At 63.6% G+C, this 23,986-nt stretch carries 22 protein-coding genes and 1 pseudogene; 14 read left to right on the top strand and 9 right to left on the bottom strand.

What is annotated here, in order from left to right; all coding sequences use genetic code 11:
* Positions 1-10: 10 nt before the first annotated feature.
* Genes J7359_RS17630 through J7359_RS17620 form a run of 3 tightly spaced genes read right to left on the bottom strand, consistent with a single transcriptional unit; the run spans position 11 to position 4,073 of the window.
* Positions 11-1,093, bottom strand: a complete 1,083-nt coding sequence (locus J7359_RS17630) for a tartrate dehydrogenase (RefSeq protein ID WP_209058555.1) — start codon at positions 1,091-1,093, stop codon at positions 11-13.
* A gap of 14 nt (positions 1,094-1,107) precedes the next feature.
* The gene (locus tag J7359_RS17625; RefSeq protein WP_209058553.1) at positions 1,108-3,108 is read right to left on the bottom strand and encodes a tripartite tricarboxylate transporter permease; all 2,001 of its coding nucleotides are present in this window, start codon (positions 3,106-3,108) and stop codon (positions 1,108-1,110) included.
* 11 nt (positions 3,109-3,119) lie between these two features.
* The gene (locus tag J7359_RS17620; RefSeq protein ID WP_247740500.1) at positions 3,120-4,073 is read right to left on the bottom strand and encodes a tripartite tricarboxylate transporter substrate binding protein; all 954 of its coding nucleotides are present in this window, start codon (positions 4,071-4,073) and stop codon (positions 3,120-3,122) included.
* A gap of 163 nt (positions 4,074-4,236) precedes the next feature.
* Here J7359_RS17620 and J7359_RS17615 point away from each other — a divergent pair, with 163 nt between their 5' ends.
* The 4 genes from J7359_RS17615 (at position 4,237) to J7359_RS17600 (ending at position 8,855) form a co-directional block, all read left to right on the top strand.
* Positions 4,237-5,172: a LysR family transcriptional regulator gene (locus J7359_RS17615; RefSeq protein WP_209058549.1), complete on the top strand. Its 936-nt coding sequence runs from the start codon at positions 4,237-4,239 to the stop codon at positions 5,170-5,172.
* A gap of 21 nt (positions 5,173-5,193) precedes the next feature.
* Positions 5,194-6,117, top strand: a complete 924-nt coding sequence (locus J7359_RS17610) for a LysR family transcriptional regulator (protein WP_209058547.1) — start codon at positions 5,194-5,196, stop codon at positions 6,115-6,117.
* Between the two features lie 110 nt (positions 6,118-6,227).
* Entirely contained in the window at positions 6,228-7,391 is a 1,164-nt protein-coding gene (locus J7359_RS17605; RefSeq protein WP_209058545.1) for a mandelate racemase/muconate lactonizing enzyme family protein, read from the top strand.
* A gap of 201 nt (positions 7,392-7,592) precedes the next feature.
* Entirely contained in the window at positions 7,593-8,855 is a 1,263-nt protein-coding gene (locus J7359_RS17600) for a site-specific integrase (protein WP_209058543.1), read from the top strand.
* A 41-nt stretch (positions 8,856-8,896) separates the two neighbouring features.
* Here the strand turns inward: J7359_RS17600 and J7359_RS17595 are convergent, their stop codons facing one another.
* Positions 8,897-9,379 (bottom strand): hypothetical protein, encoded by a 483-nt coding sequence (locus J7359_RS17595; protein ID WP_348524415.1) that lies wholly within the window; start codon positions 9,377-9,379, stop codon positions 8,897-8,899.
* A 615-nt stretch (positions 9,380-9,994) separates the two neighbouring features.
* On the opposite strand from J7359_RS17595, the gene J7359_RS17590 reads away from it, so the two are divergent.
* The 10 genes and pseudogenes from J7359_RS17590 (at position 9,995) to J7359_RS17545 (ending at position 18,192) form a co-directional block, all read left to right on the top strand.
* A complete protein-coding gene (locus J7359_RS17590) occupies positions 9,995-10,255 on the top strand; it encodes a helix-turn-helix transcriptional regulator (protein ID WP_209058539.1) in 261 nt (86 codons plus the stop codon).
* Entirely contained in the window at positions 10,252-10,515 is a 264-nt protein-coding gene (locus tag J7359_RS17585; protein WP_209058537.1) for a hypothetical protein, read from the top strand. Before J7359_RS17590 ends, J7359_RS17585 begins: the two co-directional genes overlap by 4 nt.
* Positions 10,512-10,910, top strand: a complete 399-nt coding sequence (locus tag J7359_RS17580; RefSeq protein ID WP_209058535.1) for a VRR-NUC domain-containing protein — start codon at positions 10,512-10,514, stop codon at positions 10,908-10,910. The genes J7359_RS17585 and J7359_RS17580 overlap by 4 nt, the downstream gene beginning before the upstream one ends.
* Positions 10,907-11,872 carry a helix-turn-helix domain-containing protein gene (locus J7359_RS17575; RefSeq protein ID WP_209058531.1) on the top strand — a complete coding sequence of 322 codons (966 nt, stop codon included), beginning with the start codon at positions 10,907-10,909 and terminating at the stop codon, positions 11,870-11,872. Before J7359_RS17580 ends, J7359_RS17575 begins: the two co-directional genes overlap by 4 nt.
* On the top strand, positions 11,869-12,522 hold the full coding sequence (locus tag J7359_RS17570) for a hypothetical protein (RefSeq protein WP_209058529.1): 654 nt from the start codon (positions 11,869-11,871) through the stop codon (positions 12,520-12,522). The genes J7359_RS17575 and J7359_RS17570 overlap by 4 nt, the downstream gene beginning before the upstream one ends.
* A 361-nt stretch (positions 12,523-12,883) precedes the next feature.
* Positions 12,884-13,768 carry an AraC family transcriptional regulator gene (locus J7359_RS17565; RefSeq protein ID WP_209058528.1) on the top strand — a complete coding sequence of 295 codons (885 nt, stop codon included), beginning with the start codon at positions 12,884-12,886 and terminating at the stop codon, positions 13,766-13,768.
* 96 nt (positions 13,769-13,864) lie between these two features.
* Complete coding sequence (locus J7359_RS17560) at positions 13,865-15,604, top strand: NAD(P)/FAD-dependent oxidoreductase (RefSeq protein WP_247740499.1); 1,740 nt, start codon at positions 13,865-13,867, stop codon at positions 15,602-15,604.
* Positions 15,605-15,742: 138 nt separating this feature from the next.
* On the top strand, positions 15,743-16,870 hold the full coding sequence (locus J7359_RS17555) for a serine hydrolase domain-containing protein (protein ID WP_348524414.1): 1,128 nt from the start codon (positions 15,743-15,745) through the stop codon (positions 16,868-16,870).
* A gap of 583 nt (positions 16,871-17,453) precedes the next feature.
* Positions 17,454-17,606, top strand: a pseudogene (locus J7359_RS17550) (DNA methylase); the annotation flags it as partial.
* Positions 17,607-17,772: 166 nt separating this feature from the next.
* Positions 17,773-18,192 carry a hypothetical protein gene (locus J7359_RS17545; RefSeq protein ID WP_209058524.1) on the top strand — a complete coding sequence of 140 codons (420 nt, stop codon included), beginning with the start codon at positions 17,773-17,775 and terminating at the stop codon, positions 18,190-18,192.
* On the opposite strand, the gene J7359_RS17540 is transcribed toward J7359_RS17545, so the two are convergent.
* The 5 genes from J7359_RS17540 to J7359_RS17520 form a co-directional block, all read right to left on the bottom strand.
* A complete protein-coding gene (locus tag J7359_RS17540; protein WP_209058522.1) occupies positions 18,171-18,701 on the bottom strand; it encodes a DUF3489 domain-containing protein in 531 nt (176 codons plus the stop codon). The genes J7359_RS17545 and J7359_RS17540 overlap by 22 nt on opposite strands.
* Positions 18,702-18,798: 97 nt before the next feature.
* Positions 18,799-19,026 (bottom strand): hypothetical protein, encoded by a 228-nt coding sequence (locus tag J7359_RS17535; protein ID WP_209058521.1) that lies wholly within the window; start codon positions 19,024-19,026, stop codon positions 18,799-18,801.
* Complete coding sequence (locus J7359_RS17530) at positions 19,023-19,229, bottom strand: hypothetical protein (protein ID WP_209058519.1); 207 nt, start codon at positions 19,227-19,229, stop codon at positions 19,023-19,025. Before J7359_RS17530 ends, J7359_RS17535 begins: the two co-directional genes overlap by 4 nt.
* A gap of 384 nt (positions 19,230-19,613) precedes the next feature.
* Positions 19,614-21,047, bottom strand: coding sequence for an aldehyde dehydrogenase family protein (locus tag J7359_RS17525; protein WP_209058517.1), 1,434 nt, complete (start codon positions 21,045-21,047; stop codon positions 19,614-19,616).
* A 58-nt stretch (positions 21,048-21,105) separates the two neighbouring features.
* Positions 21,106-23,961 carry an FAD-binding and (Fe-S)-binding domain-containing protein gene (locus J7359_RS17520; protein WP_209058515.1) on the bottom strand — a complete coding sequence of 952 codons (2,856 nt, stop codon included), beginning with the start codon at positions 23,959-23,961 and terminating at the stop codon, positions 21,106-21,108.
* Positions 23,962-23,986: the final 25 nt, after the last annotated feature.

The following is a 23,986-nucleotide window of genomic DNA, read 5'->3' as shown; positions in this document are numbered from 1 at the left end:
GTAAACCCTTTCAGGAATTGCGGCCGCGCAGGTGGTCGATCACGGCGTCGGTCACGATGCGCGTCGTGGCCTTGCCGCCAAGATCGGGGGTGTGCAGGTCGGGATCGGCCGTCACCGCCTCGACCGCTTGCATCAGGCGTTCGGCGGCGGGCTTTTCGTTCAGATGATCCAGCATCATCGCGGCGGTCCAGAAGGTCGCGACGGGGTTCGCGACCCCTTTGCCCGTGATATCAAAGGCCGAGCCGTGGATCGGTTCGAACATCGACGGCGTGTCGCGTTCCGGGTTCAGGTTCGCGGTCGGCGCGACGCCGATGCTGCCCGACAGGGCGGCAGCCAGGTCGGACAAGATATCGGCATGCAGATTCGTGGCGACAATGGTGTCCAGCGAGGCCGGGTCCATCACCATGCGCACCGTCATCGCATCGACCAGCATCTTGTCCCAAGCGACATCGGGGAATTCAGCCGCGACCTCTGCAGCGATCTGGTCCCACAGGACCATGCCATGCCGCTGCGCGTTGGATTTCGTCACCACCGTCAGCCGCTTGCGCGGACGCGACAGCGCAAGCTGGAAGGCAAAGCGCATGATCCGCTCGATCCCCGCGCGGGTGAAGATCGACACATCTGTCGCCACTTCGAGCGGAAGGCCGGGATGGGAGCGCCCGCCCTGCCCGGCATATTCACCTTCTGAGTTCTCGCGCACGATCACCCAGTCCAGTTCCTTGTCATTCACTCCACGCAACGGCGACTTGATGCCCGGCAGCATGCGCGTCGGGCGAACATTGGCGTATTGATCCAGCGGCTGACAGATCGCCAGACGCAGGCCCCACAGCGTCAGATGGTCGGGCACATCGGGCGCACCCACCGCGCCGAACAGGATCGCATCGAAGGCGCGCAGTTGATCGGCGCCGTCTTCCGGCATGAATGCGCCGGTCTTCTTGAAACGGTCGGTGCCCCAATCGAAAGTCTCGACCTCGAAGGCGAAATTGCCGTCACGCTCGGCCAGGGCATCAAGGACTTCCAGGCAGGCATCGACGACTTCGACACCGATCCCGTCACCGCCAATCGCGGCGATCTTGTGCAGACGTTTGTTCATATCACTGTTCCTGTTCAGAAAAATATTCCGGCGGGCATACGCAGCAGCAGCACATTGGCCATCAGCCACCAGAAGCCCGTGCAGATAACGGCGCCAGAGATCAGCCAGATCGCCCATGTCCGGGCCGGCACGCGGTCGTAATTGGCGATGACCATGATCAGCGCAAAGGCAATCAGGCTGGTCACGAGAAAGCCCAATTCGGGCATCAAGACGACCCAGCCCATCATCGCCGCGCCAAGTGCAAGCCGGCGCTTGCCGCCTTCGTCCAGCACAATGCCCTCGGCAGGGCCGGCGGGCCGACGAAGCTGCTGGCCGATCAGCAGAAGCGACAGCGCGATCAGCGCGACCGCAATGGTCACGGGGAAGACCGCGCCCAACATCGACATGGACCGCGCGCCCATGATGATCCAGATTCCGATCAGCACGAATATAACCGCGATGATGATCGAGGGGATGCTGCGCGTCTTCACCTCATCCGGGATTTCGGCGCCGGCATCGCTGACTGCCTCGCCCGCCGTATCAAGCTGAGCGCGGCGGCGGGCCTTCCAGTCGGCCCAGATCGGGAAGGCCAGCGTGATCAGCGCGGCAAGGATGATGCCGATGCTGATGGGGCGGTTGAAGAACATCTCGGGCAGGCGGCCGGACGCGTTGCCGATCAGCCAGGTCTGAACAAAGCCCTGTTCTGCGATGGACCCCAGCACCAGACCCAGCACGATGGGCGAGGGCTGGAATCCATAGCGGTTCAGGATCCAGGCCAGAATGCCCAACCCTACCATAAGCTGCGCATCTTCGACATTCGAATGAATGGCAAAGGCGCCGATGATGGTCAGCAGCGCCACGGTGGGCGCCAACACGGCCTTGGGCACCTTGACGATGGACGCATAGGCATAGCGCCCGATCAGCAGCCCGACCGGCAGCATCAGCAGCGTCGCGATCAGCAGGCCCCAGATGAAGGTGTAGACAATATTGCCGTCTGTCGTGAACAGCGTCGGACCGATCTTGATCCCCTGCACCAGCAGCGCGCCAAGAATGATTGCATCGGGCGGCGTGCCGGGAATGCCCAGAACCAGCGTCGGGATGAAGCCGCCGCCGACGGTCGCGTTATTGGCAGCCTCGGTCGCGATGACGCCATCGGGGTTGCCCTTGCCGAAGCTGTCGGGATCGCGCGACGACCGTCGCGCCTCGGAGTAGGACACCAGCCCGGCGATGGACCCGCCCGCGCCCGGCAGAATGCCGATGATCGTGCCGATCACCGAAGATCGGATCACGTTCAGCTTGCGCGCCAGCGACATGCGCAGCCCTTCGGCAACGCGCAGCCCGCCGGTGACGGAGGGCTTCAGATGCGGGTCACGCGTGGCCACAAGATCCAGAATGACCGGCACGCAATACAGCCCGATAATGGCCGAGGTCAGGTCGATCCCGGCCAGAAAGCGCTGCATTCCCATAGTATAACGCACGTCGCCGCCGACAACGGCCACGCCAATCATCGACAGGAACAGCCCGATACAGGCCCCGATCAGCCCTTTCAGCGTATTGCCGACCGACAGTGCTGCGATCAGGGTCAGGCCGAACATGGCCAGCCAGAAATACTCGGTCGGCCCGAACGCAAGCGCCACCCGCGCAAGCGGCGGCGCCAGCACCAGCAGCGCCACCGCGCCCACGACGCCCCCCACGACCGAGGCGATGGTGGCCAGCGAAATCGCCAGCCCCCCATCACCCCGCTTGGCCATGGGGAAACCGTCGAAGGTTGTCGCAATCGCGGATGGCGTGCCGGGCGTATTGACCAGAATGGCGGCGTAGGCACCGCCATAGATCGCGCCGGTATAGATCGCTCCGAGCGCGATCAGGCCCGCCGCGGGGTCCATCGTGAAGGTGAAGGGGACAAGAACCGCCACCGCCATCGTCGCCGAAAGGCCCGGAAGCGCGCCGATCACCGTCCCCAGGATCACGCCAACCAATGCCAGCAACAGGTTGAACGGCGTTAGCGCATCCAGCAGATAGCCGAGAATCTCCATCCCCTGCCCCTTTACTCGATGATGCCCAGAGCCTTCGCGCCGGCGGTGTATTCCTCGACACGCGCGGCCACGAACTCATCCATCTGGTCATAGGTGACGTCGGTCAGAACGAAGCCTGCCTCTTCCATCTTTTCGACGAAAGCGGGGGCCGCGTTTATTTCGGCCACAATGTCGGAGACGCGCTGGCGCAGCTCTTCCGAGGCGGAATTGGGCAGCGCAACACCGCGATAGGCACCGCCGACAATGTCATAGCCAAGCTCTTTGAAGGTCGGCACGTCGGGGAAGGCCGGCAGACGTTCTTCCGACGCAACCGCCAGCATCCGCAGCGCATCACCCTGCGCCACGCCCGAGGTGGCATAGTTGAACCCCGCCATGGTCGACCCTCCCAGCACGGCCGTGATTGAGGGCCCGGTGCCCGAGAACGGCACATAGGTCGTCATCACCTCGGCCAGTTCATTGAAGCGGATCGCCGCCAGATTGTTCGACGAGTTCGAGCCAGAGCCGGCCATCGTCACCAGCCCCGGATTTTCCTTCGCATAGTTCACGAGGTCTTCCAGCGTCTGGAACTGGCTATCCTGCTTCACGAAGATCGCGTCGGGGGTATAGTGAAAGTAGTGAACCGGGGTCAGATCCTCGGTCGCGTAGCCCACCGAACCAGCCAGCGGCTGCAGAACGGTATGGGGCAGGTTGATGCCCATGATCGTATAGCCGTCGCCCGGCAGCGAATTCAGCTGCGACCAGGCCTGCGCGCCACCGGCGCCGGGCTGATACTGGATGACGACCTGCTGGCCAGTGACGTTCTCCCATTCGCTTTGCTGAAAGCGCGCCGAGATATCGGATTCGCCACCCGCGTTGAACGGGATGATATAGGTCATCGGCTTGGTCGGAAAATCAGCCGCGTCCTGCGCAGCCAGCGGTGTGGCCGCGACAAGCCCGGCAAAGATGGTCACAAGTGCAATTTTCATCATATCCTCCTCCTGGTTGGGTCTGGCGCGTCCCGGCCCCCACCGGGTCATGCGACGCCACAGCAGGCGCGCCGCAAGTGTCACCAGACCAGAAAAGACTATACTGCTTCCAAAATTTTATTAATGTCGGAGTTGGAACAACATTAGTGCGTCAGGTTCAGCAATGAGTGAAGGCGATCTGGGCTTTTTCGTCCTGCTGGCGCAGCGCGGCAGCTTTGTGGCGACAGCGCGCGAGATGGGCGTCACCGCCTCGGCCGTGTCGCGGCGGCTGGCGCGGCTGGAAGACCGGCTGGGGGTGCGCCTGATGAACCGCACCACCCGCCGCGTCAGCCTGACCGGCGAGGGCGAGGCTTATTTCACTAAGGCCGCCCGCCTTCTGGCCGAGATCGAGGATCTGGAAAGCAGCCTGCGCGCTGGGCGCGACACGCCTTCGGGCCTGCTGCGCATCAACGCGACCTTCGGTTTCAGCCGCCAGCATATCGCCCCGGTCATTCAGGAATATTGCGCGACCTATTCCGGCATAGACGTGCAGCTTGTCGTGACCGACGCGCCGATGAACCTTGTCGAACAAGGGGTCGACCTTAACATCCGCTTCGGCGATCCGCCAACCAGCAATCTGGTTCAGCGGCTGTTGCAGCGGAACCGGCGCTTCATGTGCGCCTCGCCGGAATATCTGGACCGGCACGGCACGCCCGCCAGCCTGCAGGATCTGGGGCGGCACGACTGCATCGTGCTGCGTCAGGAACATGATCTTTACGATGTCTGGCGCTTCGACGATCTGGGGCGGCAAAGCCCTTCGGCCCGCGTTGGTGGCAGGCTCAGCACCAATGACGGCGATATTGCGCGCGAATGGATGCTGGGCGGTCGCGGGATCATGCTGCGCTCGGAATGGGATATCGCGCGGCATGTTCGGCAGGGGCGGCTGCGGGTCGTGTTGCCGGATTATTGCCAGACCGCAAATATCGCCGCTATCTACCCCGAGCGGCATCATCTAGCGGCGAAGGTGCGCGTCTTCGTCGATCTGCTTGCTGAACGCATCCGCGCCAGCGATGCCCATGACCCGATGCAGTTGACGGCGGCAGAACTGCGTCCGCGCTAGCCAGGATTGTGCGGCGCTTCCATGCCGATTATGCATATGTCAGGGGGTGTGCCGATGGATCTGGCCCTGCTGGAGGATTTTCTGGAACTTGCGCGAGAGATGAATTTCTCGCGCGCGGCGGCCAATCGCAACATGACCCAGCCCGCCTTCAGCCGCCGCATCCGCGCGTTGGAAGACGCGATGCAGACCCCGCTAGTCACGCGCACCACCCGGCAGGTCGCACTGACGCCTGCGGGCGCGGCCTTCCATCCGCGCGCCGCCGCCATCATCCGCCAGCTTGCCGATGCCCGCGCCGAAGCGTTGGAGACCGCGGGCCGCGCCGCGCGCAGCCTGAACCTGGCGGCGACACATGCGCTGTCTTACACCTTCATTCCGCGTTGGCTGATGCAAGTCGCGGACCCCGCCGAATTCGGCGCGCTGAACATGGTATCCGACACGCAGCGCCAATGTCTGCTGCTGATGCAGCGGGCCGAGGCGAGCTTCTTCATCTGCCATCGCGGTATGTCCGGCGCGCCGATCCTGCCGGAACGCCAGTTCCTTTCGCAAGTCATCGGACGCGACGATCTGGTCCCGCTATCCGCGTCGGATGTGTCGGGCCGGCCGCGCTGGCGGCTTGGCGATGCAGGTGCGCCGGTCATCGCCTATGGCCCTGCATCCGGCCTTCACTCCATTATCGATGCGCATTGGGCGCGCCACGGCCGCCCCGATATGGCCCCGGCGATGAGCTCGATTCTGGCGGCCACGAATATGGAAATGGCAAAGGCGGGCCATGGCATCGCCTTTCTTCCGGCCTCGCTTGCCGAAGGCGACATGCAGGCAGGGCACCTGATCCAGGCGGGCGGGCCGGCGGATCATATCCCCGTCGAAATCGCGATCTATCGCCCCCGGTCGCGACTTTCGCCGCATGGCGAGGCGTTCTGGCAGAAGGTGCTGGCGTGGAATTAATACCTTTCTAGCATGAATAACCGCGCAATCGGCATTGGCCCTGCCCGCCCCTGATCGCTTAGCTTCGCGTCAACTCTGGACCGGAATCTTTGCCTCAGAAAGGGCCGCATATGCGTATCGTCGACATTCGGGAAGTGACCAAGCCGATCTCTTCCCCCATCCGCAACGCCTATATCGATTTCAGCAAGATGACCGCCAGCCTTGTCGCCGTGGTCACGGATGTGGTGCGCGACGGGCGGCGGGTCGTGGGATACGGCTTCAACTCGAACGGGCGATACGGTCAGGGCGGGCTGATCCGCGAGCGCTTCCGCGACCGGATACTGGAAGCCGATCCAGCCTCGCTGATGAATTGCGAAGGCACCAATCTGGACGGCCACAAGATATGGGCTGCAATGATGCAGAACGAAAAGCCGGGCGGGCATGGCGAACGCTCGGTCGCGGTCGGCACCATCGACATGGCTGTCTGGGACGCCATCGCGAAGATCGAGGAAAAGCCCCTGTTCCGCCTGCTGGCCGACCGCAAGGGCGTTCAGGCCGATCCGCGCGTCTTCGTCTATGCTGCCGGCGGATACTATTACCCCGGCAAGGACGACAGCGCGTTGCGCAAGGAAATGCGCGGCTATTTGGATCGCGGCTATAACGTGGTGAAAATGAAAATCGGCGGCGCGCCCTTGGACGAAGATCAGCGCCGGATCGACGCGGTGCTGGACGAGATCGGCGATCAGGCGCAGCTTGCGGTCGATGCGAATGGCCGCTTCGATCTGGAAACGGCCATCGCCTATGCCAAGATGCTGCGCCAATATCCGCTGTTCTGGTACGAAGAGATCGGCGACCCGCTGGATTATCAGCTTCAGGCGGCGATGGCCGAGTTCTATCCCGGCCCGATGGCGACGGGCGAGAATCTGTTCTCGCATCAGGATGCTCGTAACCTGATCCGATATGGCGGGATGCGCCCGGATCGCGACTGGCTGCAATTCGACTGCGCGCTGTCTTACGGGCTGGTCGAATATCTGCGGACGCTGGATGTGCTGGATCAACTGGGCTGGTCGCCCTCGCGTTGCATTCCTCATGGTGGCCACCAGATGTCACTGAATATCGCTGCTGGCCTTGGCCTTGGCGGCAATGAAAGTTATCCGGATCTGTTCCAGCCCTATGGTGGTTTTCCGGATGGCGTGAAAGTCGAGAACGGCCATATCGTGATGCCTGAACTGCCCGGCATTGGATTCGAAGGGAAGTCCGACCTGATCAAGGTAATGCGCGAACTTGCCGAGTAGATTTGCACTAGGCCGGCGCTATGACTCAGCGTCAGAAGCGCCCGCCTCATATTACCCGCTCCAGAACATTCCCATTTGCCCGGCACCCTTCCCTCCGACTTCCGCCCCTTTCCGCCTCCCTGCCGGTCTGGTGTGCGATGTATGACTTGCCATGCGCGCGAGGCTGAGCCTTGTGTGGGATGCAAGAAGGAGGCGCCGGGCATGGTGAAGCGATTGAGGTTGAACGAGAAATCGGTGCGGGAGGCGGCGCCGCAACCGGGTCGGGACTATCAGATCTTCGACAGCGAGGTGCGGGGATTTGCGATCTGCATCTACCGATCCGGCAACCGGGCCTTCACGCTGGATTACCGCCATGCCGGGCGGCAGCGGCGCATGACGCTGGGGCGCTGGCCGGAATGGTCAACGGCAGCGGCACGGGAGCGGGCCAAGGAGTTGCGGCGTGACATCGACGCCGGTGGCGATCCGCTGGGCGCGAAGGAGGACTGGCGGGAGGCGCCTCGGGTGAAGGATCTGATCGCGCGCTATGCCGAGGTGCATCTGCCGAACCTCGCCAAGACCAATGCCTCTGACCAGCGTTCGATGCTGACCAAACGCGTCGGGCCGGACTGGAACAACCGTCTCGTGACCGAGATCACGCCTTACGACGTGGAAAAGCTGCTGAACCGCATCGCCGAGGGCCGCGTCCGGCCGCACAAGGCCAAGCCCAACAACCGGGCCCGCAAGCTACAGGGATCGAAGCCCACGCCCATCCGCGCCAATCGCGTCGGCGAGGTGCTTCGCAAGATGTTCACCTATGCACAGAGCTGGGGCTGGCGCGAGGATAACCCGGCCTCGGGCTTCCGCCGCCGGATCGAGAATCCGCGCGAGCGGTTTCTCTCACAGGAGGAAATCCGCAAGCTCGCTGCGGCGCTGGACGCAGCCGAGGATCGCCGCGCGGCGGATATCATCCGGCTCTGCATGCTGACCGGCGCGCGCGTGGGCGAGGTCAGGCAGGCCCGGTTCGAGCATTTCAACCTCGAACATCTCAGCTGGTCGAAGCCCGCCAGCATGACCAAGCAGCGGAAGATCCACCGGCTGCCGATCTCGGATGAAGCCGCCGCCATCGTGCGCCAGCGCCAGTTGCTGGTCCCACGCGGCTGCCCGCTGCTGTTCCCGGGCGATGTCCCCGGCGAGCCGGTGAAGGAAATCCGCCGGTTCTGGAAGCAGATCCAGAAGCAGGTCGGCATCGAGGATGTCCGCATCCACGACCTGCGCCACACCTTTGCTTCGCTACTGGTCAGCGGCGGCGCCTCGCTGGAAATGATCGGCAAGCTACTGGGCCACAGCCAGACCCAGACCACCGCGCGCTATGCCCATCTGATCGATTCGCCCCTGCGCGCCGGGGTCGATGCCGTGGCCAGCGCGTTCTGGCCGAAGCCGGTGCTGGTTCATGATACTGAGGAACAGGCGCGCAGAAGCGCCTGATCACTCAGATCGCCGCCGCGCTGGGCGGTCAACGCCCTGCCCTACACCGTCTCCTGCAACGACTTCCAGACCGGCCCGAGCCTGCGGCGGATCGTGCTTTCGTCGGGAACCTCGCCATCTTCGGAATGCTGCGCGAACCAGTCGAGCGCGATGGCAGTCCATTCGCCCTGCGTTGCAGGCACACCCTCAACATGAACGCGCCGGATCAGGTAGGCCAGGACGCCCTCCCAGTCATGGCGTGACGGGGCACCGCTGCTGACGCGTCGCATCAGCCCGTTCGCGGTCTCGAAGCGCTGCATCTCCTCGGCGGCAATCATCAGACGAGAAAGACGAACCTCAACGAAATCCGCAGGATTTTCGATCAGCACCCAATCCTCACCCTCAACCGGGCGAAAACGCCGAAGCGTTATCCTTCCGGTCGTGCCGTCACCGGGCCAGAACAGGTCCAGAATATCCGACACCGGCACGGCGACGAAGCCAGCATGGATGTGGCCGCCCTGAATCACCGGCCGTATCGCTGTCACAATCTCCAGCCGTCCGGACGCGGCCCATCCTGCGAGCCCGCCCAATGTACAATCCCATCGGAGCGCGGCCTCCTGGACCGTGTAAAATGCACGTTGCGGCAATGGCATGTCTGCCTCATCTCCCTTTATTCGTTGGCGCTGGCCACCCTTCCCCCAAGCCCACGCGCCTGCTTCATTTTCCGATCATGCAGGCACATCTCTCCCGATCACGGGCTCTGAAAAAACCCGCGTCGCTCGACCGCATCCGGCGTGATTGGGCCGCTTTGTTCACCACCGGGACGCGACTTGTCCAGCCGATTTCATTGTGGAAAAGCGAGTCTTTGTTCTTGACATGTTCTTCTCGCAGCAGGCGCTGATCCTGTTAGCGGCAACCGGCATAATCAATTCCGCCGGTTGTGGTTTCGACCGCATTCGACGGCATTCAGACCCGGCACCGGCTCACGCTGATTGGCCGCGAACTGCGTCAAACCCAGCAAAACATGGGGCGGCATAACTTCCCGGCAATTACGCCACCTTCCGCCTCCCCGCCGGTCGATCCGATGTGATTGTTCTTCTCCCCGTCAGCCGCCGGGTTCGCTGTTCGTGGGCCGGGCGATGCGAGAAGGAGGCAAGAGCATGACACAACCCATGAGTGCAGATCCCGGAATTGAACCGCGCCTGCTACGTGGCTGGATCAGCCGCTACGATCTGGCCCAGGAGCTGGGCCTGACGGTAGACACGCTGGGGCGTTGGGAGCGGCGGCGGAAGGGCCCCGCCTGCGTCCGCGCCGGTCGCAAGATCTTCTATCGGATGAGCGTGGTGCAGGACTGGCTGCAGTCGCAGGAAATGCCGCGGGTCGCCGAAGCGAAATCCAGCAAGGCACGGGGGCGGAAATGAACGCCATGAGCCCAATCCGCGACACCAACTGCAACAGCACGCCTGCGGCGCCCTGCTCCGGAGACTGGCCCGCCCAGCGCCTCTCTGAGGCCCGCGGCATCGTCGCCGATTTCGTCCACCACCCGGACAGCCTGATCATCCTCGCCTGTCGCGCCATCGCCGCCCACAGCCCGGATCCGCAGGAACGCCGCGAAGCCCTGGCACTGGCCGGTCCGCTGATCGCCGTGTCGACCCGGAAGCCGAAAGGCGGTGAGGCATGACCCGTCGGACACCCGAGGCCGATATCCAGCGCGCCATCGTTCACACCCTCCGCGTCGTGCTGCCGCGTGAGGCCATCATCCACCATTCCGCCAATGAGGTTGGCAGCGGTGGCAAGGCCGCACGCCAGCGGCAGGCCATCCTGACTGGCATGGGTGTGTTTCCGGGCTTTGCCGATCTGATCATCCTGACCGGAGGCCGGGTGCTGTTTCTGGAGGTGAAGAGCCAATCTGGCCGTCTCAGCCCCGCCCAGCGCGACTTCCGGGACAGGGTGCAGGCCCAGGGTTTCGGCTGGGCGTTGATCCGCTCGGTCGAGGACGCGCTGGGTGCTCTGGCCGATCACGGTATCACCACCCGCGTCCAGGCGTTGAACCCCCGCCGGAGGGCCCACGCATGAGCCATTTCGCGACCAACTGGGCGATCCAGCAGCGGGGGCTGAAGCCCGCGACCAAGATCGTGCTCTGGCATCTCTGCGACCGGCACAATCCCGATTTCGGCTGCTTTCCGACGCAAGCGCGGCTGGCGGTGGATTGCGAGATGTCGGTCTCATCCCTGAACGATCATCTCCGGGCGCTGGAGGACGCCCGGCTGATCCACCGCCTCCGCTGCCACGATCCGCAGACGCATCGGCGGCAGGCGACCCGATACATCCTCGGCTTTGAAGACAGGTTCCCCGATCCGTTGAACGAAGGCGACGACGGCGGTTCCGACGCCGGTGACGATGGTGACAGCGGCGATCCATGTCCGGATTCCGGAGATGGGGCCATCTCCGAAAAATCGCCAAAGCCATCTCCGAGTTTGGCCGGTTTCCATCTCCGAAATTCGGAGACTAACCCTGTAAGAGAACCTTTAAGGGAACCAGTAAAGGAGGAGGAGGGCGCGCGAGCGCGCGATGATCGATTTGAGGAATTTTTCGGAAGGCTGCTCGACGCGCTCGGTTTTGACACCAAGGCCAGTCTCCCCGGCTGGTGGCAGGGCTGGCCGCCCCGCGAGCACGTTCGCCGCTGGATCACCGATCTCGGGCTGACCGAGGAGCGGATTGTCGCTGTGGCCCGGAACAGCCGCAGCACGCACCCCGAACCACCGGACGGGCCGAGGGCACTGGACAGGACCATGGAGCGGGCGGCACGGACTGTCGGGGCCCCGAAACCAGCCGAGGGCGACAAGCGCCGCAAGCGCGGCCGCAAGCCTTCCGACACGCCGCGCGCCAGCATGGACGCGATCGCGGATTTCTACGCCGGGCTGGTGAACGGCGATGGCTACCTGCCCTCCAACGCCATCTCCAACACCGTGCGCAATGCCATGCTGGAGCGTGGCCTAGTCACGGCGGAACGCCTCAAGGCACGAGGTGTCGCATGACCGCACATGCTCGCTTCCCAAACCGATCTGCCCGCACGAAACGCGCGCTGGGCATCCAGCAGGCCCTGGAATGGGCCTTTCGCACCGAGAGGGCCCGGCTGGAACTGCCCGAGCCGCCCGATCCAGAAAGAGACGGCAGCCCGGGCTTCGGCCTCGAATACGTGCTGATGCAGCGCGCCGCGCTGGGCTGCCGGATCGACGGCGGTCGCTACAAGCCGGACAGCTCTACCCACGAGGATGCCGAGGTCATCGCCGCCTGTGTGGCGAACCTGCCGACGCCGCTCGGCGGGTTGCGCATGGCCATCCGCATCGCCGAGCTGGCCCGCGCTGGGATGACCCCGGACTGGATGCCCGGCGCCGTGCCCCGCTGCGTGCCGGTTGAGATGAAGCGCAACCAGCATGGCACCCGCTCGGTGACCATCGCGGTCGGGACCCTTCGGGTGCAATCACGCGGCAAGTGGCGAACCGTCGAGCTGCGCGCCTGTCCCGTCGCCTGGTCACCGCATCCCGAGCAGATCGAAGCCGCACATCGCCATTACGTGCAATGGTGGCTGGCGCTGGACTGGGTGCGGGACGGATTGCTTGCGGGTGGCATGCTGCGAAGCATCGACGTGACGGATGCCATGCCGAAGCGGGAACCGTGGGCATAAGTTGGCACTGTCAAAGACATTCGGTCATTCGCTGCACGGCCCAGAAATTCACGCAATGCGGGACGAAGCCGCCGTTTGCTTCTTGGCTTCACGCGTAACTAACAGCCCGCAAAACACGCGACTTTTCCAGGTCAGTGAAGGTGTGAATAGCTTTCGCTCAGGCGTAGTGAGGTCTTACATTCGCGAGCGCTCTGCATGCTTACCTCGCTTCTTAAACTGAGCGGAAAGTAGAATAGCGGTGAATCATCTCGCTTGCTAGAGTGAGAGGATGTGAACGCCATTGGTAGCCGCCGAGGGACTTCATCGGCTTTTCGACTTAGAACTTTGAACCCAACGACTGTCGAGATGGAGGATCGGCTTGGTGGGAGGGTTGATTCCCTTTGAGGAATTGCCGGAGTGGGTTCCGGGAAAGGTGCTTCTGGCCAGCGATGGACAGAACTGGAAGAGGGTCGCGTTAAGATCCTATCACTACCAAGGCCAAGATGTCGTCGTACCCGCGATGCGCGACTTCATGCTCGTGAGCTACAGGACCGGCACGACCCCGATGCAGCGTCGTTTCGATGGCCGATGGAAGAAGGAAACTCTGGGACCGGGCGCGGCTTCGCTTTTGACGCGGGCGCAGCAGGCCTACTGGAACTGGCACGAGCCGATCGACGTGACCCACATTTATCTCTCGGGCGAAATGGTCGCCGAGGTGGCGAGCGAGGTCATGGATTGCGCGGTCAGCGAGGTCACCCTCGACGATGTGCTTCGGGTGGACGACCCGGTCATGTCGAGTGCGGCTGATGCGATTGCCGGCGAAGCACGAAACCGCGCTTTGGGCGGTTCACTCTACGTCGACACCGTGGCACGCGGTCTCATCATTCATCTCCTGCGGCGCTACGCCTCCGTACGCCAGCTTGAGCCTGAGCGCACCGGCGTCCTGACCCCTCAGCAGGAAAAGCGTATCGTTGAGTTCATCGAGACGGAGATTGAAACGCCGCTCGACCTCAAGGTGATGGCCGACGCTCTCAATATGACTCCCTGCCTCTTCGCCCGGCAATTCCGCCGCAGCTTCAACATGCCGGCCTATGCCTTCGTGAAGGCTCGCCGGCTCGAAAGGGCCCGTCGCCTGCTGGCCACCACCGAACTGCCGATCAAGGCAATCGCGGCCGATTGCGGCTTCTGCGACCAGGCCCACCTCACGCGCATGTTTTCCTCGGAGTTTGGCATGCCGCCTGGCGAGTTCCGTCGCCGCGCGCACTGAGTGGGCGACAGAAACATACAAAGATTGGTTGCGGTTCGTTCAAGATCGGCGACCTGCAGCACTGCCAAGCTGACCGGGTGCCGCGACGAAGACCGATTGGCTCGACACTACGGCACAGCCCGTGACCGGCAGGAGGCGGTTGCGGCCAGCTCGGAGGAAATCATGCTAGATTCTAACCAAACCGCCACCGTGGCGGATCGCAAACCTGTGCCCGCCGAACTCGATGCATTGGTCATCGGAACTGGTTTCGCGGGTCTCTATCAGCTGCACCAGCTTCGCGAAATGGGCCTCAAGGTCCACGCGTGCGACACCGCGACAGACGTCGGCGGCACCTGGTACTGGAACCGTTACCCGGGTGCCAAGTTCGACAGCGAAGCCTACATATACCAGTATCTTTTCGACGAAAGCCTCTACAAGGACTGGACCTGGAGCGAACGGTTCCCCGGCCAGCGCGAGATCGAACGCTGGATGCACTACATCGCCGACCGGCTTGACCTCCGCCGTGACATTTCCTTCTCGACCACGATCACAAAGGCCAGCTTCGACGAGACGACCGGCCTCTGGACCGTGGAAACCGACAAGGGCGATACCGTCCTCGCGCGCTACCTGATCGGCTGCACCGGGATGCTTTCCGCTCCGCTGGAGGACCGCTTCCCCGGGCAGGCCAGCTTCAAGGGCAAGATCGTCCACACCGGGCGCTACCCAAAGGGCGGTCTCGACCTCGAAGGCAAGCGCGTCGCCGTCATCGGCACCGGGGCGACCGGCATCCAGGTGATCCAGACCATTGCACCCGAGGTCGAGCACCTGACGGTCTTCGTACGCACGCCGCAATACGTACTGCCGATGAAGAACCCCAAATACGGGCCGGGTGAAGCGGCATGGTACAAGGATCGCTTCGACGAACTGAAGGCCAATCTCCCGCACACGTTCTCGGGCTTCGAGCACGCCTTCGAGAACACGTGGGCCGACCTGACGCCCGAGCTGCGCCGCGAGGTGCTGGAGGAGATTCATGCGGACGGATCGCTGAAGCTCTGGCTGGCCTCCTTCGCCGAAATGTTCTTCGACGAAGAGGTCAGCGAGGAGATCTCCGAATTCGTGCGGGAAAAGATGCGGGCCCGCCTGAAGGATCCGAGGCTGATCGACATCCTCGTGCCGAAAAAGGGAGACTACGGCTTCGGCACACACCGCGTTCCGCTCGAGACACACTACCTCGAGACCTACCTGCGCGACAATGTCGAGGCGGTCAGCGTCCGTGATAACCCGATCGCCGAGATCGTGCCCGAAGGCGTCAGGTTGGAGGACGGCACCGTCTACGAGGTGGACACGATCATCATGGCGGTGGGCTTCGATGCCGGCTCGGGGGCGCTTGCGCGGATCGACATCACCGGCCGCAATGGCATGAAGCTCGCCGAAGAATGGGGCAAGGACATCCGCACCACCATGGGGCTGATGAAGTTCGGGTTCCCCAACCTCTTCATGACCGGCGCGCCGCTCGCGCCTGCAGCCGCGCTCTGCAACATGCCCACCTGCCTGCAACAGCAGACCGAATGGATCACGGAGTGCATCGGCGCGATGCGGGCGCGCGGCCACGACGTGATCGAGCCGACGGAGGAAGGCGAGTCCGACTGGGTCAAGCACCATGACGAGACCGCGAATGCCACGCTGATCGCGAAGACGAACTCGTGGTACACTGGGTCCAACGTGCCGGGCAAACCGCGCCGCGTCCTGTCCTATACCGGCGGGGTCGGCACGTACCGCGACAAATGCGACGAGATGGCCCGGAACGGCTATCCGTCCTTCGCGATGACCAAAGCCGGCGTTCCCGCTGACGCCTGAAATCCAGCAAACGACAAGACCGCCCTGTCCCCGCGACGGGGCGTTCCCAAGACCGGCTTCAAAGAATGGGAGGAAACCATGGGCCACAAATTCAACGCTGATTCCGTCCTGAATGGTGTCGTGACGTCCGATCCACGCGTGCCCGGCGTCGTGGCGATGGTCACGGACCGCGAGAAGAACATCTACGAAGGTGCCGCGGGTGTCCGCCGGATCGACGGTGACACGGCGATGACCACCGACGACGTCTTCGCGATCTTCTCGACCACGAAGGCTATCACCGCGACGGCCGCGTTGCAGCTTGTCGAGGAGGGCAAGCTCGACCTAGACGCACCGGCGAGCGACTACGCGCCCGATATCGGAAAGCTCAAGGTGATCGACGGCTTCGACGACGCCGGCGAGCCGATCCTGCGCGACCCGAAACGCCCGATCACGACGAAGCACCTGCTGCTCCATACCGCCGGCTTTGGATACGACTTCTTCTCCAAAACATACAACCGGCTTGCGCAGGAGAAGGGCCAGCCCAGCGTCATCACCGCATCGAAGGCCTCGTTGATGACGCCCTTGCAGTTCGACCCGGGCGACAAGTGGGAATACGGCACCAACATCGACTGGTGCGGGCAGGTGGTCGAGGGGATCACCGACAAGCGTCTGGGCGAAGTCTTCCAGAGTCGGATCTTCGAGCCGCTCGGGATTGAAGACATGACCTTCGAGTTGAACGACAGTCTCCGCAAGCGGCTTGCGGACATGCATGCGCGCGGGGAAGACGGCTCGCTGACGCCGATGGACTTCGAGCTGCCCGATAGGCCCGAGATCCACATGGGCGGGCACGGCCTATACGGCACGGTCGGCGACTACATGAAGTTCATCCGCATGTGGCTGAACGACGGCATGGGGCCGAACGGGCGCGTCCTGAAGCCCGAGACGGTGGTGATGGCCGAGAAGAACCACCTTGGCGAGAAGAAGATCGGCATGTTGCCGGGGGTGATCCCGTCCTTGTCGAACGACGCCGAGTTCTTCCCGGGCCTTTTGAAGTCATGGTCCTATAGCTTCATGGTGAACGACGAGGCAGCCCCCACAGGTCGGCCGGCAGGGGCGTTGGGCTGGGCGGGGCTCGCGAACCTGTATTACTGGATCGATCGGGCGAACGGGTTCGGAGGCTTCTGGGCGACACAGATTTTCCCATTCGGAGATCCCGTCTCCTTCGTCGGCTACATGGACTTCGAAAGCGCCTTCTACGCCTCGCTCAAGTCTGCAAAAGCTGCCTGAGTTAGACCGTGATCGCCGGCACCGCCGGCGATCGCCCTCCGTCGTTCAAGAGCCGTCTTAGGGCTGGAGAGCGATTGGACGGGGCACGGTCCGAGCTCTTGCTGAATCCAAAGCTTACGTCGTATTTGGGCTCGAAGCCGAACTTCGCCGCTCTGATCGTCAAGGTCCGCAATGCCCACAATAAGAACGAATCGAAAACCTGTTGACATTCGTGCCCCTGTTGCCTCATAACCCAAGCATCGGAGACGAGCGCGAGAAGAACAGACCCGCTCTTTCGATCTGTCCCTCCATCCCTACCTCCCTGCCTTGGTTCCTTCCCGGCGCGATCTGTATTCGGGGGGGCGCAGCGCAGAAGATTTCCAGCGCCAGGCATTTTCACCGGGGAATCCACCCGGAATCCACCTGAGCCAACCGAGCGTCGTTTCGATCAATAAAACAAGGCTTTAGGCGCCGCCGCAGGGTGGATTCCGGCGGAATCCAGGAAGCCACCTGCAGGATCCAATTCGCGGAAGCCACCGCCACCGGAAGCCAGCGGAATCCACCCGCCGAGAAGCCACCCAACACCACAGGACCACCCTGCCCCATGGACCTCGCCTTCGCGCCGCGCCAGATCGAGTTCTGGCCAATCGAGCGCCTGCACCCCTATGCCCGGAATGCGAAGATGCACGGGGCGGATCAGGTCGCCCGCATCGCTGCCAGCATGGCCCGCTTCGGCTGGACCGTGCCATGCATCGTGGGCTACGATTGCGACGAACTGGCCGACCCCGCGCGCCTGCTCTGGCAACCGCTCGAGCGGCGGGAACCGGACGGAATTCTTGCGCCTCTGGGCGACGCCCCGGGCTAGCGCCAACGAGAACCGGCAGACGAAACCGACGCCATCGCAGGCGGCAGGCAAACACGGGATGAACCTCGCGACAACGGCGGCGCAATGGACGACGCCGCTGGCGACGGACGGCAACAAACCGAGCGCGGGCAATCGCAAATCGGCCGATCTGACCCATGCCAGCCAGATGTGGATGACGCCGACGGCGCGGGATCACAAGGACGGGGCAACGACGCTGGCGAACACGCCGGTGAACGGCCTCCTTGGCCGCCAGGTCCTCACGACGCCGATGGCTGGACCCGATACCTGCAATCAGCGCCGGACGCTGAACCCGCTATTCGTCGAGGCGCTGATGGGCTGGCCAACCGGGTGGACCGGCTCCGCCTCTGTGGCAATGGCGTGGTCCCCCTGGTTGCGGCGCATGCGCTCCGAACTCTGGCGCATCAGTTGCTGGAGGATGGATGACGCGGCGCCGGATCAGGTAGAGCTCAGCTTATAGACGCGGCCCCCTTCGGCAAGTTTTTCGGAGGTCACCGTCAGCCCCAGTTTCTTCTTCAGCGAGCCGGAAATGGCGCCCCTGATGCTATGGTGCTGCCAGCCCGTCGCCTCGGCGATCTCGGCGATGGTCGCGCCGCCCTCCGCCTGTAACATGGCGATCAACTGGGCCAGCTTCGTGCCGGGGCGCTGGGCGGCGGCGATGGCCTCGGGCTTCGCATCGCGCAAGCCTGCCATGGTCCTGACCACCAACGGGTCGATGCCGATGGCGTCCAGCCCGGTATCGGTCGCGATCAGCGTGGTGCCATGTCCATCGCCGGTCTCACGCCAAAGCGGCTCGCCGCGCCGGAGATTGGCCTCGACCTCTTCGATCCAGCCGAGCTTGATCATCCGGCCGATGGCCATTTTCGCCGCCGCGCCATGCAGCCCCTCGGGCAGCGGCAGCGCAAGATTTCCCGGCCGGGCGCTGGCGCGGGTTAGGATCAGGGTCTGGGTGTCGGTGAGTATCGTCATAGAAGGCTCCGTGGATTGCCGTCGCATGCTGCGGTCGGCTTCTACGGAGGCGGGCCCCGCATCGCACGGGGCTCAGCGGTCGGTGTCCGCAGTGGCGTCAGGCGGCGTGTTCGCGCTCGCCAAAGGCGAAATCGCTGATCTGCTTCAGCAGGTGGGCCTGATATTCGAGGCTGCCGAGGTCACTCCAGTTCAGCCGCTCGGTATCGATGCCGGAATGGTCATCGCTGAAACCCTGCAACCGGGCCAGCATGGCGTCGATCTCCGCCTTCTTCGCGATGAAGGCGGCAAGGGCGGCGTCATTGCTGCGAGTGGTGTTGCGGGTCATGTGCATGCTCCGGTTCGTTTCGTGACGGCGGCAAAGTCGGCGGCATAGGCATTATCGAGGGCGTGCCGGATCGCCCAGACCGCGACATCGTGGAAATCCTGCGCGTCGCGGTTGCGGGTCTCCAGTGTCTCAAGCCCGTGAAAATGGCGCCGGGCAATCCCGGTCAGCGGGGTGTCGGTGTCCGGCTCGGTCGGTCGGGCCATGCTCTGCTTTCCGGCGGTGAATTGCATAGATTTCGTGCGATCAGAATCGCTCAGCCGCCCGACCACATCAAGTAAATTACTAGCAATATCATAGTCCTAAAATCGCACAGGCAGCCCCGATGCAAGGCACGACCGAACGCACCTCCCTGCATTGGCCAGCTGAGCTTCTTTCGTTTCGAGGTCACGCCGAACCTCCTGCCCTTGGTGCCGTTGGGCGTTCCCGCCAGTAGCCAGAAAGCCCGCTCACCACCTTTCGATCCTAATGGCCAAAAACTTTCTTGCCATTGCATCGATGAATGGGTTCATTTCGAAACCACCATTTTTCTGGTCCGCTGCATGGATGGTTCCAACAGCTTCAGCCCGAACTGCATCCGATCCGTCGCCTCAACCAGCCAAAGTATAAGCGGTCTTGACAGCGGTATAGAACTCCATCGCCATCGGACCCTGCTCCCGCGATCCCACGCTGGATGCCTTGCGACCGCCGAAAGGCACATGATAGTCCACCCCCGCCGTCGGCAGATTGACCATCACCATTCCTGCGGTCGAGCCTCTGCGAAAAGCCGTCGCGTGTTTCAATGAGGTCGTGCAGATACCAGAGGACAGGCCGAAGGGCGTATCATTCGCGACCGCAAGCGCCTCGTCAAAATCCGCAACATGAATTACCGAGGCGCAGGGCCCGAATATCTCTTCTCGCGCGCTACGCATCTGGTTGCGTGCTCCCAGAAACAGTGCGGGGATCTGGAACGTGCCGTCGCGGTCCAGCCGCTCGCCTCCGCGCACCTCACAACCCTCGCTGGCCGCCAGCGTGACATAGTCCAGATTTCCGGCAAGCTGGTTTTCCGACACGACCGGCCCGATCTGGATTCCGACCTCCAGCGGATCGCCAATGCGCAATGCCACGCGCGCGGCGTCCAGCGCCTCCACGAAGCGGTCATGAATACCCTTCTGCACGATCAGCCGCGATGAGGCGGTGCAGCGTTGTCCCGTCGAGAAGAACGCGCCGTTCAGGCAGGACGCTACGGCCACGTCCAGATCGGCATCGTCCAGAACCACCATCGGGTTCTTGCCGCCCATCTCAAGCTGCACCTTTTTCAGCCGCTGTGCGCAACCAAGTGCGATCTGGCGTCCAACCCGTTCAGACCCGGTGAAAGAGATTGCGGCGACATCGGGACTGTCCACCAACGCCTGCCCGACGGTCGAACCGGCCCCCATGACCAAATTGAAAACCCCGGCCGGGCAACCCGCTTCGTCAAGAATCTGCGCCATGACATGGGCGCAACCCGGCGTGATCTCGGCCGGCTTCAGGATCACAGCATTGCCTGCGGCCAGCGCCGGGGCGGTCTTCCATGCCGGGATCGCGATGGGAAAATTCCAGGGCGTGATCAGCCCGACCACGCCAAGAGGCTCTCGGGTCACATCGACCTCGACGCCAGGGCGGATCGAGTCGATCTTGATGCCCGCCAGTCGCAAGGCTTCGCCGGCAAAGAACTGGAACAGGTGGCCCGCGCGCGTGGCCTCGCCAACCGCCTCGGGCAGCGTCTTGCCTTCCTCGCGCGCCAGCAGGCGCCCTATTTCGTCAGCACGCGACAGGATCGCCGCACCGGCACGCGCCAGCACGTCGGCGCGGGTCTGTGGCGTGGCGGCTGCCCAGACGGGTTGCGCCGCGCGAGCAACAGCTATCGCCGCCTCGACATCGGCCCGCGACGACTTGGTATAAAGCCCGATCAGGTCGTCTGGCCGGGCGGGACTACGGTTTTCGCTTACCCCCTCGCCCTCAACCCAGTTTCCGCCGATGAAGTTCCGGAATTGATCTTGCATGACACCCTCGTTTTGCAGGCTCTCGCGCCCTTACTGATGTTTAGTTATCTCGGTGGACTCAGCCGGCAGAGGCGCCGTCGGCCAGCATATCGGCGATCAGGCCAAGCGGGTGGCGCGGCGCCCTGCCAGTCAGCCGCGCGGACTGACAGCGGCAGGAAAAGCCGGTGGCGAGAACCGGCATGTCAGCCTCGACATGCCCGCGCCAGGACAGGTCGAACAGCTTGTGCGATGTGGGCTGATGTCGCCTCTGGTGTCCGAAAAGCCCCGCCATGCCGCAGCAGCCGGTCGCGGGCGTCTCGATAGTCAGGCCGAGGGCGGTGAAGACCTCGGCCCATTGCCGGCCGGATTGCGGCGCAGCGGTCGCCTCGGTGCAATGCGACAGAAGCCGGGCCGATGTGCTGGCTGGGGCCTGCGGCAGGCCGCGGGTCCTTGCTTCGTCCGCCAGAAACTCCTGCACCATCAGGACCTGCGGCAGCGCGATCCCCGCTCTGACATATTCCTGCCGCAGCATCATGCCGAATGCGGGTTCAAAGGCGACCAGCGGCGCACCGGTTGCCGCAGCACGGTGCAACAGGTCCGCAAATGACTTGGCCATGCGACGGAACCCTTCCATGTCGCCAGCGGTATAGGCCGCCTTGCCCGTCGGGCGCATCTCCAGCAGGTGCGGGTGATAGCCAAGCGCTTTTAAACCGGCGATCACATCGCGCTGCGCCTCCGCGTCGAAAAGCGCGGTAAACCAGTCCTGCACCAGAATAACGGTGCGTTCGGGCAGAGGGCTGTTCAGGTCTGCAGCGCGCAGCCAATTGCCTTCAGGCAGGCTAGTCGCCAGTCGCGCAGGCATATCCACGCTGCCGGTCAGCTTCTCGCCTAGCTTCGATAACAGCGGCCAGATGGGCGCGAGCATTGGCGCAAGACGGTGCGTCAGCGAGCTGTGACGCTCGGCCGCAAGAACCAGACGATCCGCCAACGACCGGGCATGGCGCTGGAAATAATTGGCATAGAAGGCGCTGCGCATCGAGGGGATATCCACCTGCACCGGACAATTGGAGGCGCAGGCCTTGCAGCCAAGGCAACTGTCCATGACGCCCATCAGATCGGCCTCACGCAGGGCAAGATCGGGCGCATCCTCGGCTCGCGCCCGGTGCCAGGCGCGCAGGGCATCGGCGCGGCCCTTGGGGCTGTGGCGCAGATCCGCGCTGGCCTTGAAGCTGGGACACATCGGCGTCGCCGCCGCATAGCTGAGGCATTGCGCATTGCCATTGCAGCGAAACGCCTTTTCCAGCGGATCGCCGTCGGGCACGTTAAAGGCGCGAAAGGGCGTTGTCGCGATGCCCATGATTGGCGCGTCATTGCTGACCAGCTTGCCCGGATTATAGCGTCCCGCCGGATCGAAGGCGGCCTTCACGCCTTGCAGCGCGCTATAGGCTTCTGCGCCGATCCAGTCGCGCAGATAGGCACCGCGCACGCCCTTGCCATGCTCGCCCCAGAAGATGCCGCCGTATTTCCGGGTCAACTCGTAAACCGCGTCCGAAACGGCGACCAGTCGGGCGCGATCCGCTTCCGCGTCGATATTCAGTGCCGGGCGAATGTGCAGACAACCGACGTCGACATGGCCATAAATGCCAAAGCCCAGCCCGTTTTCCGACAAAACCTCAAGAAAATCGTCGATAAAGGCGGGCAGGTTCTCGGGCGGGACGACCGTATCCTCGACAAAAGCCACGGGCCGCGCAGGCCCGTCCACCCTGCCCAGCAGTCCAACCCCGGCAGAGCGGATCGCCCAGAGTTCGCGGATCTCGGCCAAATCGGCGGCGACATGCACGGCACCCGCCCCGGCAAGCCCCGTCAGGATCTGGCGGCAATGCCGCACCCGGTCATCCATCAGGGCGGCATCGTCACCATTGATCTCGATGAAGACATAGGCGACGCGCTGATCCTTCCCGGCGCGCAGCCCTACCGGCAGGCGGTTCAGGATGCCCGCCTGACCGGCAATGGCCTGCACGGTCTCATCCATGACTTCAATGGCCGTCGGCTCCGCCGCCAGCAGCGGCGTGGCCGCAGCCAATGCGTTGCGGAAGCTGTCGAAACCTGCAACGATCAAGCGCTTTTCGGCCTCAATTCGGCGTAGCCTGACGCGAATGCGGCTGATCAGGCCGAGCGTGCCTTCGGACCCCGGAAACAGCCGCCACCATTCGAAGCCGCCGGTTTCGGGGCAGGCCCGCTCCAGATCATAGCCGGTAAAGCGGCGGTTCAGGCGCGGCGTGTGGTCGATAAAGGCCTGCCGCCCGGCGCGCGCCGCAGCCTCGGCCTGCGACAGCATCCCGCGCGCCCAGTCCGGCGTTCCATCCATGCTGAACAAAAGCCCCTGCGGACGCGCGATCTCCAGCCCGAGGATATTATCCGAGGTCTTGCCATAGACCCGCGAGCCCTTGCCCGAGGCATCGGTCGATACCATCCCGCCCATCGTGCAGCGGGTCGAGGTCGAGGTTTCCGGCGCAAAGAACCAGCCCGAGGCGCGGATCTGCGCGTTCAGGTCATCCAGCACCATGCCAGGCTGGACATCGGCCCAACCTACCTCGGCATTCAGTTCGATCAGTTCGTTCATGTGTCGACGCATGTCGACGATGACACCGCGGTTCAGGCTCTGGCCATTGGTGCCGGTGCCACCGCCGCGCCCTGTCAGCGCGAGACCCGTGAATTCCGCCCGCTCCATCACCTTGAGCAGCGTTACCAGATCATCAGCGGAGCGCGGCGCAACGATAACGTCGGGCGCGATCTGATAGACCGAATTGTCGGTGGACATGGCCGCGCGCAATGCCGTGTCGGTTTCAACCTCACCCGCGAAACCCGCCGCACGCAGGGTAGCCGCAAGCTGTGCGATCAGGTCGGGAGCAGGTTGCGCGGACTGGTCCAGCATCAGCGGATCCTCATGTCAATATGCG

Source organism: Paracoccus sp. R12_2, assembly GCF_017744015.1.
Classification (GTDB): Bacteria; Pseudomonadota; Alphaproteobacteria; order Rhodobacterales; family Rhodobacteraceae; genus Paracoccus.
This window is presented reverse-complemented; position numbering and strand designations above follow the sequence as displayed.

Coding starts and splice junctions, on each gene's coding strand:
- J7359_RS17630 (WP_209058555.1), bottom strand. CDS start 1,093: ATGAACAAACGTCTGCACAAGATCGCCGCGATTGGCGGTGACGGGATC.
- J7359_RS17625 (WP_209058553.1), bottom strand. CDS start 3,108: ATGGAGATTCTCGGCTATCTGCTGGATGCGCTAACGCCGTTCAACCTG.
- J7359_RS17620 (WP_247740500.1), bottom strand. CDS start 4,073: ATGAAAATTGCACTTGTGACCATCTTTGCCGGGCTTGTCGCGGCCACA.
- J7359_RS17615 (WP_209058549.1), top strand. CDS start 4,237: ATGAGTGAAGGCGATCTGGGCTTTTTCGTCCTGCTGGCGCAGCGCGGC.
- J7359_RS17610 (WP_209058547.1), top strand. CDS start 5,194: ATGCCGATTATGCATATGTCAGGGGGTGTGCCGATGGATCTGGCCCTG.
- J7359_RS17605 (WP_209058545.1), top strand. CDS start 6,228: ATGCGTATCGTCGACATTCGGGAAGTGACCAAGCCGATCTCTTCCCCC.
- J7359_RS17600 (WP_209058543.1), top strand. CDS start 7,593: ATGGTGAAGCGATTGAGGTTGAACGAGAAATCGGTGCGGGAGGCGGCG.
- J7359_RS17590 (WP_209058539.1), top strand. CDS start 9,995: ATGACACAACCCATGAGTGCAGATCCCGGAATTGAACCGCGCCTGCTA.
- J7359_RS17585 (WP_209058537.1), top strand. CDS start 10,252: ATGAACGCCATGAGCCCAATCCGCGACACCAACTGCAACAGCACGCCT.
- J7359_RS17580 (WP_209058535.1), top strand. CDS start 10,512: ATGACCCGTCGGACACCCGAGGCCGATATCCAGCGCGCCATCGTTCAC.
- J7359_RS17575 (WP_209058531.1), top strand. CDS start 10,907: ATGAGCCATTTCGCGACCAACTGGGCGATCCAGCAGCGGGGGCTGAAG.
- J7359_RS17570 (WP_209058529.1), top strand. CDS start 11,869: ATGACCGCACATGCTCGCTTCCCAAACCGATCTGCCCGCACGAAACGC.
- J7359_RS17545 (WP_209058524.1), top strand. CDS start 17,773: ATGAACCTCGCGACAACGGCGGCGCAATGGACGACGCCGCTGGCGACG.
- J7359_RS17540 (WP_209058522.1), bottom strand. CDS start 18,701: ATGACGATACTCACCGACACCCAGACCCTGATCCTAACCCGCGCCAGC.
- J7359_RS17535 (WP_209058521.1), bottom strand. CDS start 19,026: ATGACCCGCAACACCACTCGCAGCAATGACGCCGCCCTTGCCGCCTTC.
- J7359_RS17530 (WP_209058519.1), bottom strand. CDS start 19,229: ATGGCCCGACCGACCGAGCCGGACACCGACACCCCGCTGACCGGGATT.
- J7359_RS17525 (WP_209058517.1), bottom strand. CDS start 21,047: ATGCAAGATCAATTCCGGAACTTCATCGGCGGAAACTGGGTTGAGGGC.
- J7359_RS17520 (WP_209058515.1), bottom strand. CDS start 23,961: ATGCTGGACCAGTCCGCGCAACCTGCTCCCGACCTGATCGCACAGCTT.